Consider the following 11,519-nt stretch of genomic DNA (forward strand, 5'->3'; position numbering starts at 1 on the left):
GCTGTCGACGATACGACATCGGTTTCCTCGGGCACTGAGTTGTCCACAGGCGTTGCCCCCGAGGCACTTCGCCCTCGATGATGTTCGTGCTTGAGCGAATCTGTTGGCACTTGTGAGGGCGTGATGGTGGACATCGCCGAGAACGAACGGACCTGGCTCCTCTCTGGGCCGAGCAGCAGTTACGCGCTCCATCTCACGGAGGCGGACGAGCTGCTCCACCTCCACTGGGGCCCGGGCATCGCCCTGGCCGACGCCGAGGCCCTGGCCGTGCGCCCGCTGCCGGGCTACTGGCCATTCGAGACCCCCCTCGACGGACGCGAGGAGTACCCGGTCGAGGGCGGCCCCCGCTTCGTCAGGCCCGCCCTGTCCGTGCGCACCGAGGAGCGGCGCGGCACCGAGTGGACCTTCGCGGGCCACGAGGTCGAGGGCGACGAGCTGCGGCTGCGCTTCCGGGACGCCGGGCTGGCCATCACGCTGCACTACCGGATGCGCGGCGACGTGGTGGAGCGCTGGGTGACCCTGGACAACGAGGGACCCGCGCGCGTGGAGCTGCTCCGCGCCGACGCGGCCACCTGGACCCTGCCCGACCGGGAGGGCTGGCGGTTGTCCCAGCTGCACGGGCGCTGGGCCGCCGAGTCCCGGCTCACCAGCGCCCCGCTCACCCACGGCGAGAAGGTCATCGGCAGCCGCCGCGGACACACCGGCCACCAGCACCTGCCCTGGGTCGCGCTCGACACCGACGCCACCGAGGAGCGCGGCGAGGTCTACGGCTGCGCGCTGGGCTGGTCCGGCTCCTGGCGTATCGCCGTCGCCCAACTCCCGGACGCGCGCGTGCAGATCACCGGCGGCGCCGGCTACGACGAGTCCGGCCTGCTGATGCTGGAGGCGGGGGAGTCGTACACCAGCCCGGTCTTCGCCGGCCTGTGGAGCGACGGCGGCTTCGGCGGCGCGAGCCGCACCTGGCACGCCTACCAGCGGGCGCACATCATCCCGGACGCCGACCGGGACCGGCCGGTGCTGTTCAACTCCTGGGAGGCCACGAACTTCGACATCTCCGAGGACCAGCAGTCGGCGCTGGCGCGGCGCGCGGCGGCGATCGGCGTCGAGCTGTTCGTGGTCGACGACGGCTGGTTCGGCGCCCGCACCAGCGACCGCGCGGGGCTCGGCGACTGGACGCCCAACCCGGACCGCTTCCCGAACGGCCTCAAGCCGCTCGCCGACTCCGTGCACGCCCTCGGGATGCAGTTCGGCATCTGGGTCGAGCCCGAGATGATCAACCCGGACAGCGACCTGTACCGCGCGCACCCGGACTGGGTGCAGTACCAATCGGGACGAAAGCGGACAGAACTCCGCAACCAGCTGGTACTCAACCTGGCCCGCGAGGACGTCCAGGAGTACCTCTGGGAGCAGCTCGACGCGCTCCTGTCCAGCGCCCCCATCGGCTATGTGAAGTGGGACTTCAACCGCTGCTTCACCGACGCCGGCTGGCCCGGCGAACCCTATCCGCAGCGGCTGTGGGTCGATCATGTGCGCGCGTTCTACGCCCTGTTGGACCGGCTGCGGGCGGCCCACCCGGGCGTCGCCTTCGAGTCCTGCTCGGGCGGCGGCGGCCGGATCGACCTCGGTGTCATGAGCCGCACCGACCAGGTGTGGACCTCCGACAACACCGACCCGCTCGACCGGCTCGTCATCCAGCACGGCTTCACTCAGATCCACCCCGCGCGGGTCATGGCCGCCTGGGTCACCGACAGCCCGAACACCCAGCTCAACGGCCGGTTCAGCTCCCTGCGCTTCCGGTTCGTGAGCTCCATGGCCGGAGTCCTCGGAGTGGGCGGCGACCTCGCGGAGTGGAGTGAGGAGGAGCTCACCGAGGCCGGGGAATGGGTGGAGCTCTACAAGGAGATCCGTCCGGTCGTGCAGCGCGGCGAGCTGTACCGGCTGCGGCCCCCGGAGGGCGGGCTGAGCGCGGTGCAGTACGTGCTCGGGGACGAGGCGGTCGTACTCGCCTGCCTCCAGGCCCAGTCCTACGGTGAGCCGGTCCCGGCGCTGCGGCTGCGCGGCCTCGACCCGACGGCGTCGTACGAATGCCGCGAAACGGGTGAAATGCACCGCGGGGCGATCCTGCTGCACCACGGTCTGCGCACCGGCCTGCGGGGCGATTTCGACGCGGCCGTCTTCCGCCTCCGTCGTATTTGAGGCTTATGTCCCAATCGACCTCTTCATTCCAACTCGCTCTGGAATGAAGGGGCCTGCAGGGCGGTGCGTGAGGAGCGTCATACGGTGACCGTCCGTCGCGCGTCATGCTCACGTAATTCGCGGGCTTTTCCAGGGATTTGACGGGGCGAACCGGGCGGAAATGCACGGAGGGTGACCGGGAATTCCCGTAACGGATCAAGCTAAAGCCGGACACAAGGAACCTTCTGCTTGTCCGTTCGCATCTTGCTCGCTTACGTTCGCCACCAATCCGGTCGGAACGCCGAATCCTGCCGCCGCCCGGAGCCCCGCACACACTCACCCGTGCACGGCAGGAGCGGGGGACCCACCAGGCACGACGGCCTGTTCCGGTCTCCGGGACGCCTAGGGGTGAAGCCGCGCCTCACGCGGCCGGGCAGCTCCAGCCCGAACCCGACAGCTCACCTCGCAGGCGTCGGAGAGGAATGCGCCATGCCCGCGAAGGGTAAGCACCGCCGCCCCAAGACCCCGCGGTTCAGCCGGTCGATAGCCGTCGCCGGTACCGGTGGCGCCGCGCTGGCGCTGCCGCTCCTGGGTGCCACCGGCGCCCACGCGACCACCGCGCAGTCGGCCGCCCAGTCCGTCGCGGAAAAGGCCGTCCAGTCGGTTCCGACCGTCGCGAAGAAGGCCGCGAAAGCGCATGCGGGAACGCGTACGTACACCGTGAAGTCCGGCGACTGCCTCGCGAAGATCGCCGACGAACACCAGGTGCGCGGCGGCTGGCACCGGCTCTACCGGGACAACCACCAGGCCGTCGGCGGCAACCCCTCGCTCATCCACCCCGGCCTGAAGCTCCTCCTCGGCAAGAAGGCCGCGGCCTTCACCCAGCCGTCCCGTGCGCAGGCGCCCTCCTACGCTCCCGCCGCTCCCTCGGCCCCGGCCGCCGAGCCGTCGGCCGTGTCGGACGCGTCCGGGCAGAGCGCCCCGGCCGCCGGCACGTCGGCCGACACCGCGGCGAACACCGTGACCACGGTCTCCACCGGCTTCACCCTGCCGGTCCAGGGCGCCACCATCGGCACCTCCTACCACGTCGCGGGCAGCATGTGGTCCAGCGGCTACCACACCGGCGTCGACTTCGTCGTCCCGACCGGCACCCCGGTCAAGGCCGTGGGCACGGGCACGGTCGTCTCCGCGGGCTGGGGCGGCGCCTACGGCAACCAGGTCGTGATCCGGCTCGCCGACGGCTACTACGCCCAGTACGCCCACCTGTCCCAGCTCTCCGTCACGGCGGGCCAGGCCGTGGCCCCGGGCCAGCAGGTGGGGCTGTCCGGCGCGACCGGCAACGTGACCGGCCCGCACCTGCACTTCGAAATCCGCACCACGCCGAACTACGGCTCGGACGTGGACCCCGTCAGCTACCTTCGCGCGCACGGCGTCGCCGTCGCCTGACACGCGGCGCGCCTACGCAGCCGAAGGCCGGACCTCGATCCCCCCGGGTCCGGCCTTCGGTGTCTCCCGGGCCAGGACTTCAAGGTGTTTCGGGGCTTCAACAGGCCTGCGGGACCACCTATTCCCCCATTGGCAAACTCTTTAAGGGTGTCTTATCTCACCGTTCGTCAACCCCTTCCTACGATCGCGTAGGTCACATCCGAAGGGGAATCATGGGCCGATGTGGCAGACGATTCGAAGAGTGACAACAGATCAGTGATCGGGTCGTACGTGGCGGTGGGGGACAGCTTCACCGAGGGCGTCGGCGACCCCGGCCCCGACGGGGCATTCGTCGGCTGGGCGGACAGGTTCGCGGTTCTGCTCGCGGACCGACGCCCGGAGGGCGACTTCAAATACACCAATCTCGCGGTGCGCGGGAAGCTGCTCGACCAGATCGTGGCGGACCAGGTCGCGCAGGCCGTCGAACTCGCGCCGGACCTGGTGTCCTTCTGCGCGGGCGGCAACGACATCATCCGGCCCGGCACCGACCCGGACGAGGTGGCCGAGCGCTTCGAGCGCGCGGTCTCGCAACTGACCGCCGTCGCCGGGACGGTCATGGTGACCACCGGCTTCGACACCCGGGGCGTACCCGTCCTCAGGCACCTGCGCGGCAAGATCGCCACGTACAACGGGCACGTCCGGGCCATCGCCGACCGGTACGACTGCCCCGTGCTCGACCTGTGGTCCCTGAAGACCGTTCAGGACCGTCGCGCGTGGGACGGCGACCGGCTGCACCTGTCGCCCGAGGGCCACACCCGCGTGGCCCTGCGCGCCGGTCAGGTCCTCGGCCTGAAGGTTCCGGCCGACCCGGACCAGCCCTGGCCGCCGCTCCCGCCGCGCGGCACCCTGGACGACCGTCGCGACGACGTCCACTGGGCCCGCGAGTACCTCGTCCCGTGGATCGGGAGGCGGCTGCGCGGCGAGTCCTCGGGGGACCATGTGACGGCCAAGGGCGAACTGTCCCCGGACGACATCAAGATGCGGATCTCCGCGGTGGCCTGAGCGCCGCCGCCGGACGGTTCACGACGTGGCGGCGGCGCCCCGCGAGGAGCGCCGCACGTCCCGCGGTCCGGCAAGGGGCATGCGCCCCGCGGTGATCGCTCAACGCTCCTGGGCCGGCAACGCCTCTTGTTCCAGGCCCAGTTCCCGGGCGAGGGCCTCGTCGACCCAGGCCTGCGCCCGTGAGCGCGGCACCGCGCCCGAGTAGGACGTGAGCTGCACGGCGAGCCCGTCGAGCAGGGCGGTCAGCCGCAGGGCGGTCCCGGTCGGATCCGGGCACCGGAACTCGCCCGCCGCCACGCCCTCCGCGATGACCTCGGCGATCGCCGCCTTCCACTGCTTGTCGAGGCCCCGGGTGACCTCCCGCAGCGCGGGCTCGCGCAGCGCCACCGCCCAGCCCTCGATCCACAGCCGCCAGCCCTTGGCCTGGCCGGTGGGCGCGTACCAGCGGACGGCGGACCGCAGCCGGCGCAGCGCGGTCGTCCGGCGGCCCAGCAGCTTGCGCAGATGGGCGAGATCGCCCTCGGCCGCGTAGGCGAACGCGGCGGCGACCAGCTTCTCCTTCGAGGAGAAGTGATAGAGCACCAGCGCGTTGCTCACACCGAGCGCCGAGGCCACGTCGGCGATCCTCACCGCCGCCACGCCCCGCGCCTCGATCTGCCCGATGGCCGCCCGCAGCAGTTCCTCCCGCCGCTCCGCCACGCTCAACCGCACTCTCGCCACGCGGTCACCCTAATCCCTGGCGCGGGCGCCGCCTCGCGGTCGGCCCCCTGCGCCGGGACCGGCGCCCGTCCCCGGTCAGTCCACGAACTGGTAGTCGCGCGCGATGCGCCCGTCCTCGTCCAGGACCAGGAACTCCAGGCCGCCCCCGGTCGCCCGGCCCTCCTCCCGGTGGAAGGACTCCCAGCGGAAGGTGACGACGTCCCGCAGCAGCCGGGGCGCCTCCGGGACGCGGAAGACGTACGTCCCCGGCGCCACGAACTCCTCGTACGCACGCGCCACGCGCGCGTACAGCTCCTCGTGGCCCCGGGCCTCCAGGACGGCGGTGGCGAAGCCGAGGCCGACGGCCTCGTCGTGCATCGTGCGGGGCGGCAGCAGGACGTGCCGCCCGTCCTCAGCCCACAGGGCGTGCACGGCCTTGCGGCGGGACTCGGGGTCCGGCTCGTTCCAGAGGCCGATGTAGCGCTCGATCAGAGACTGCGGGTCGATGGCGGGCATGGCGGGCTCTCCTCGCGACGCACGGGTGGGTGTGCCCACGACTCTGCTGCCGCCGCGCCCCCGCCTCAATTCCCGCCCGGGTATGAGGTCAGCGGTACCAGCCGAAGCGCTCAGCGATCACCGGCAGCCGGTCGGCGACGATCGCGTGGGCGGCCGCGCGCGGTGTCGTGCCGTCGGCCTCCGCGCGGGCCAGCATGCGGTCGACGAGTGCGCGCATCGAGCGCCGGGTGTGCGCGAACGCCTCGTCCGCGTCCGGGCCGATGTCCCCGAACAGCGTCCACCACCACCAGGCGTTCGTCCCGGAGTTGACCACCACGTCCGGCAGCACGGTCACCCCGCGCGCGGCCAGCAGATCCTCCGCGGCCGGGAGCACCGGCATGTTGGCCGCCTCGACGATCCAGCGAGCCGTGATCCGCTCCTGCTCGGCGATGCCGACGGCGTACGACACCGCGGCGGGCACCAACACCTCGGCCTCGACGGACAGCCAGGCGTCGCCGGGCAGTTCGCGGTCGCCCGGTCGCAGCGCGGCGCGGTCCACCGTGCCGTACGCGTCCCGCGCCGCCAGCAGGGCCTCGACGTCGAGGCCAGCCGGATTGGCGACGGTGCCCTTGACGTCGGCGACGGCCACGATCCGCAGGCCCGCGCGCGCCAGGAAGCGCGCCGTGGCGCCGCCCATGGTGCCCAGGCCCTGCACGGCCACCCGCGTCCCCGTGTGCGGCACTCCGGCCCGGTCCAGGGCCGCCAGCGCCGACTCGGCGACCCCGCAGCCGCCGACCAGCTCGTCGAGACCGATGCCGTCCACCTCGACGGCGAAGGCGTCCGCGAGCCTCCGCCGCGCGGTCGCCTCGTCGTCGAGCAACGGGTACACGGCCTGGATCGACGACACGAGCCCCGCCTCGGCGGCGGCGCGGTCGACCAGGTCCTGGGTCAGGCCGAGGTCCTCGCCGGTGGTCCAGAAGCTCTCGATGTACGGGCGCATGGCGCGCAGATAGCGCACCAGGAGCCCGTACGCCTCGGGGGCCCGGGGATCGCAGTCGATGCCGCCCTTGGCCCCGCCCAGGGGCACATAGCGGGCCTCGGGGTCGTAGTGCAGGGCTTCCTTCATGGTCATGCCGCGGGCGAGCCCGGCGACCTCGTCCAGGGTGCAGCCGGGCCGCATCCGCAGACCGCCGCTGGCCACGCCCCGCACCAGCCGGTCGACGACGAGGAAGCCCTGGCGGCCGGTGACGTGGTCGGTCCAGACGAGGGACATCAAGGGGGCGGTCATGGGTCTGTCTCCTCGCGGACGCTCCACCGGGCGGTAGTTACTGAACGAGGGTTCAGTATATCGCCTCCGGCCGCCCCCTTTCCGGCTACTGCGCCGACGTCCGGTCGCCGCTCCGTGACGCCGGGACCTCGCACGAGTCCTTGAAGCCCTGGCTGGTCAGGCCGAGCGAGGAGTTGATCCGCGAGCGCAGGTTCTCCACCGCCACCATCGCCGTCAGCTCCACCAGGGCCGGCTCGCCCAGCCGCTCGCGCAGCCGGTCCACGAGCTCGTCGTCGACGGTGGGCGGGGTGGCCGTCATCGCCTCGGCGTACGCCATGACGTCCCGCTCCAGGGGCGTGTACGCGTCACTGTCCCGCCACACGGGAACGTCGTGCACCTTCTCGGGCGCCGTGCCGCGCTCCCGGCCGGCCCAGTAGCCGAAGTCCATGCACCACGAGCAGCCGATCGCCGCGGCCGTCGCCATCTCCGCGAGACCCTTCAGGTCGGGGTCCAGACGGTTCCACTTCGCCACGGACTGCTCGAACCGCAGATCGCTCCACAGGACGCGCGGGTTGTGCGCGAGCGCCCGGACCGGGTCGAGGGTCTTGCCGTAGGCGCGCCGGGAGTACCACTCGGTGAGCCGGAGGACGAGGGTGCGGGGAGGGGTGAGGGAGACGCGGGCCATGGGGCCACCTCCTGGAATCGGGTCACGGGGGCACCTCCGTGCGGGTGCCTTCGCCGGTACGACGGCCGAGGGCCGCGCGGATGTGACATCCGGGCGCCGCCGTTTCCAGGAGCGCTCCGGAAACTGGCCGTGACCAGGGGCACGCCGGGTTGTCGGAGGGGCCCTCCATAATGGATGACCTCAGCGACATCACTTGGAGGTCCCGTGACCGGTTTGCGTTCCCTGAGCTCCGGGCTCCGCTCGCTGCGGCCCGCTGCCTTCGGCGTGGACCCGGGCGGTGAGCGACTCGCGCGCATCCGCAGGTCGCCCCACTTCAAGGACGGTGTCTTCCAGAACCCCGGAGGCCCCGCGCGGACCCGGCCCTCCGGTTCGATGCTGGACTTCGCCAAGGTGTACTTCGACAAGGACGAGCGGCCGCTGCGCTCCCCGAAGGGCACCGTCCCGGTGCACCCCACCGCCCTGGCCGACCTCGCGAAGCCGCCCGCCACCGGTCTTCGGCTCACCTGGATGGGACACTCCAGCGTGCTCGCGGAGATCGACGGGCAGCGGGTGCTCTTCGACCCCGTCTGGGGCGAGCGCTGCTCCCCGTTCCCGTTCGCCGGGCCCAAGCGGCTGCACCCGGCGCCGCTGCCGCTCGCCGCGCTCGGCCCGGTCGACGTCGTGGTCATCTCGCACGATCACTACGACCATCTGGACCTGCCCACCATCAAGGCGCTGGCCGGCACGGACACCCTGTTCGCCGTGCCCCTGGGCGTCGGCGCCCACCTGGAGCACTGGGGCGTTTCGGCCGACCGGCTGCGCGAGCTGGACTGGCACGAGGCCACCGAGGTCGGCGGGCTCACCCTGACCGCGACCCCGGCCCGCCACTTCTGCGGCCGCGGTCTGCGCAACACCCAGCACACGCTCTGGGCCTCCTGGGTCGTCGCCGGGGAGTCGCACCGGATCTACCACAGCGGTGACACCGGATACTTCGAGGGCTTCAAGGACATAGGCGCCGAGCACGGTCCGTTCGACGCCACGATGATCCAGCTCGGCGCCTACAGCGAGTTCTGGCCCGACATCCACATGACCCCCGAGGAGGCCCTGCGGGCCCACCTCGACCTCCAGGGCGGCGACCCGCACGGTGTGCTGCTGCCGATCCACTGGGGCACCTTCAACCTCGCCACGCACGCGTGGGCCGAGCCCGGCGAGTGGACGAGGGACGCCGCCGAGGGGGCCGGACAGGCCGTGGCCTTCCCCCGGCCCGGCGAGCCCTTCGAGCCCGGCGGCAAGCTCCCGTCCGACCCCTGGTGGCGCGTCGTGTCCGGGCCCGTTCCCCAGACGTGGGGCGGCTCACGTCCGACGGACACCGTGGCACCCGCCCCCATGGACCTCGACCTCGCCGGCGAGCGCTGACACGGGGCACGGAGAGCGCTGACACGGGGCACGGAGACCCCTCGGCGCGCTCGCGGCCCGGCTCCGGGTTCCAGGAGCCGTCCTCCTTGTGTGGGTGGCGACGCGTGTGCGACCGCCCGGAGCGATTTCGATCAGGCCGGATCGAATCGAGCCACTTCAACTCCCCACAACGACAGGGTTATCGGTCTGTCGTGCGAGGCCTCATACCAGAGCGGGACGTCGGCCGGGGGACTTTGTCAACTGCCCACCGCACGTGATGCACAGGCGACTACTGTGAGTGTCCGTCGGGCGACGCAGGGCCGAATTTCGTCGGCTGCCTCGACCGACATCGCGATGGCGCATGCCCACCTCGCGCACCGCGAGGAATCAGGCCCGACGGACCAGTACGAGGACACCGATGTCTCACCTCCGTGCACCGGCCGCACGCGCCGACCGCCGTGAGGGCGGCCGGCACGGGCGACCGGTCGCCCGCCCCGTTCCCGCACTGCCCGAGACGCACATACGGCCCCAACTCCTGCGCCTCGCCGTGCTGCCGCCCGTCGCGGTCGCCCTCAGCGCCAGCGCGGCGGTCCTGTTCACCGTCCGCTCCACCGGAGCGCGGCCCGGCCTCACCCTCTGGGCCGTGCTCGCCGGGGCGATCTCGGTGACCGGCGTGGGCATCGTGATCGCCGCCGTGGCCGCGGGCCGGGCCGCCCAGTCGGTGAGCGAACGGGTCGGCGCCCTGCGGCGCAGCGCCGCGCGCGGCGAGGCCGACCTGCGGTCCCTGGTGGAGACGCTGCGCCGGGGCGAGGGCGCGCCGCAGCGCAAACCACGCGGCGGACCGCCCGCGGACGCGGACGAGTTCGAGCTGCTCGCCGCGGATCTCGCCCGCGCGCACGACGGCGCCGTCACCGCCGTCGTGCAGGCCGCCCAGCTCTCCAGCCAGGCCGGCAGCGAGCAGAAGCTGGAGGTGTTCGTCAACCTCGCGCGGCGGCTGCAGTCCCTGGTGCACCGGGAGATCTCGATCCTCGACGAGTTGGAGAACGAGATCGAGGACCCCGACCTGCTCAAGGGCCTCTTCCACGTCGACCACCTCGCCACCCGGATCCGGCGGCACGCCGAGAACCTCGCGGTGCTCGGCGGCGCGGTCTCCCGGCGGCAGTGGAGCAACCCCGTGTCCATGACCGAGGTGCTGCGCTCGGCCATCGCCGAGGTCGAGCAGTACTCCCGGGTCAAGCTCGTACCGCCGATCGACGGCGAGCTGCGCGGGCATGCCGTCGCCGACGTCATCCATCTGCTGGCCGAACTCGTCGAGAACGCCACGGTGTTCTCCGCCCCGCACACGCAGGTGCTGCTCCGCGCCAACCTCGTCACGTCCGGGCTGGCCGTCGAGGTGGAGGATCGCGGCCTCGGCATGCCGGTCGCCGAACAGGCCAGGATGAACACCCTGCTCGCCGACCCCGACCAGGTCAACGTCGCCAGCCTGCTGGCCGACGGCCGCATCGGCCTGTTCGTCGTCTCCCAACTCGCCCGGCGGCACGGCATTCACGTCCGCCTGCAGACCAACATCTACGGCGGTGTGCAGGCCGTACTCGTGGTCCCGCAGGGGCTGTTGGGTACGACACCGGGTGCGCCCGGAGTCGTGCCGCAGCCGCGGGACGGTGCGGGCGCGGGGCATCTGCCCGGGGTGCCGTCGGCGCAGCTGCCTCCGCGGCGCGGCGGGGGCCCCGTCGCCCTGGGAGGGGCCGCGGACACAACTCCACTCGCGGGCCAGGGCGATGGCGGCGCCGCCGGCCCCCGCCGCGGCCTCCCCGGCGACGAGATCCCGGAGGGGCATCCGACGGACCCGCTGGGCGGGCCGACGACCGGAACCCTGGGGGGAGTGACCGCGCTACTGGGCGGCCCTGCCGGGGGCCACGGTGGACCTGCCGGGGGCCACGCCGGCCGTGCCGGGGGTCATGCCGGATCTGCCGGAGGCAAGGGTGGATCTGCCGAGGGCCACGGCGGATCTGCTGGGGTTCACGGCCCACGCGCCGGGGTGCATGGCGTACCCAGCGGGGGCCATGCCGGAAGCGCCGGGGGTCATGGCGCACTCGCCGACTCCCCGGGCGGGGCCGGTGGTTTCCGGGGCGGACCCGTCAGCTCCCCGGGCGGACCGCCCGGATCACCAGGGGCACCAACTGGGCCCCTGGGTGGGTCGGTTGGCTCTCACGGCGGGTCGGCCGGTTCCTTGGGCGGGTCGGCCGGTTCGCTGGGTGGATCTGCCGGTTCCGTGGGTGGGGCCGTTGGTTCGCAGGGCGGGTTCGTCGGCTCTGAGGGCGGACCTGCTGGGTCCCT

9 protein-coding genes and 1 riboswitch are annotated in these 11,519 nt (G+C 72.5%); of the genes, 5 read left to right on the top strand and 4 right to left on the bottom strand.

What is annotated here, in order from left to right:
• The first annotated feature begins 123 nt into the window (after positions 1–123).
• From ACWGKT_RS15195 to ACWGKT_RS15205, 3 genes are all read left to right on the top strand, one after another.
• A complete protein-coding gene (locus ACWGKT_RS15195; RefSeq protein WP_453274026.1) occupies positions 124–2,196 on the top strand; it encodes an alpha-galactosidase in 2,073 nt (690 codons plus the stop codon).
• 306 nt (positions 2,197–2,502) lie between these two features.
• A riboswitch (cyclic di-AMP (ydaO/yuaA leader) is annotated at positions 2,503–2,660 on the top strand.
• Positions 2,661–2,664: 4 nt separating this feature from the next.
• On the top strand, positions 2,665–3,621 hold the full coding sequence (locus ACWGKT_RS15200; RefSeq protein WP_453273949.1) for a M23 family metallopeptidase: 957 nt from the start codon (positions 2,665–2,667) through the stop codon (positions 3,619–3,621).
• A gap of 255 nt (positions 3,622–3,876) precedes the next feature.
• A complete protein-coding gene (locus ACWGKT_RS15205) occupies positions 3,877–4,662 on the top strand; it encodes an SGNH/GDSL hydrolase family protein (protein ID WP_235459234.1) in 786 nt (261 codons plus the stop codon).
• A gap of 99 nt (positions 4,663–4,761) precedes the next feature.
• Here ACWGKT_RS15205 and ACWGKT_RS15210 read toward each other — a convergent pair whose 3' ends face one another.
• The 4 genes from ACWGKT_RS15210 to ACWGKT_RS15225 form a co-directional block, all read right to left on the bottom strand.
• Positions 4,762–5,382: a TetR family transcriptional regulator C-terminal domain-containing protein gene (locus ACWGKT_RS15210; RefSeq protein WP_453273950.1), complete on the bottom strand. Its 621-nt coding sequence runs from the start codon at positions 5,380–5,382 to the stop codon at positions 4,762–4,764.
• Between the two features lie 75 nt (positions 5,383–5,457).
• Positions 5,458–5,877, bottom strand: a complete 420-nt coding sequence (locus tag ACWGKT_RS15215) for a hypothetical protein (protein WP_356156279.1) — start codon at positions 5,875–5,877, stop codon at positions 5,458–5,460.
• An 88-nt stretch (positions 5,878–5,965) separates the two neighbouring features.
• Complete coding sequence (locus ACWGKT_RS15220; protein ID WP_356156282.1) at positions 5,966–7,144, bottom strand: Glu/Leu/Phe/Val dehydrogenase dimerization domain-containing protein; 1,179 nt, start codon at positions 7,142–7,144, stop codon at positions 5,966–5,968.
• A gap of 85 nt (positions 7,145–7,229) precedes the next feature.
• Positions 7,230–7,808, bottom strand: a complete 579-nt coding sequence (locus ACWGKT_RS15225; protein WP_356156285.1) for a carboxymuconolactone decarboxylase family protein — start codon at positions 7,806–7,808, stop codon at positions 7,230–7,232.
• A gap of 204 nt (positions 7,809–8,012) precedes the next feature.
• Between ACWGKT_RS15225 and ACWGKT_RS15230 the strand changes: the two genes are divergently transcribed.
• Both ACWGKT_RS15230 and ACWGKT_RS15235 read left to right on the top strand, forming a co-directional pair.
• Positions 8,013–9,203 (top strand): MBL fold metallo-hydrolase, encoded by a 1,191-nt coding sequence (locus tag ACWGKT_RS15230; RefSeq protein ID WP_453273951.1) that lies wholly within the window; start codon positions 8,013–8,015, stop codon positions 9,201–9,203.
• 397 nt (positions 9,204–9,600) lie between these two features.
• On the top strand, positions 9,601–11,519 hold a 1,919-nt coding region (locus ACWGKT_RS15235; RefSeq protein WP_453273952.1), incomplete at its 3' end, for a sensor histidine kinase.

The organism is Streptomyces sp. NPDC054794 (genome assembly GCF_053611585.1).

Excerpts from the sequence above, each read along its gene's own strand:
- ACWGKT_RS15195 (WP_453274026.1), top strand. The coding sequence starts at position 124 with ATGGTGGACATCGCCGAGAACGAACGGACCTGGCTCCTCTCTGGGCCG.
- ACWGKT_RS15200 (WP_453273949.1), top strand. The coding sequence starts at position 2,665 with ATGCCCGCGAAGGGTAAGCACCGCCGCCCCAAGACCCCGCGGTTCAGC.
- ACWGKT_RS15215 (WP_356156279.1), bottom strand. The coding sequence starts at position 5,877 with ATGCCCGCCATCGACCCGCAGTCTCTGATCGAGCGCTACATCGGCCTC.
- ACWGKT_RS15220 (WP_356156282.1), bottom strand. The coding sequence starts at position 7,144 with ATGACCGCCCCCTTGATGTCCCTCGTCTGGACCGACCACGTCACCGGC.
- ACWGKT_RS15225 (WP_356156285.1), bottom strand. The coding sequence starts at position 7,808 with ATGGCCCGCGTCTCCCTCACCCCTCCCCGCACCCTCGTCCTCCGGCTC.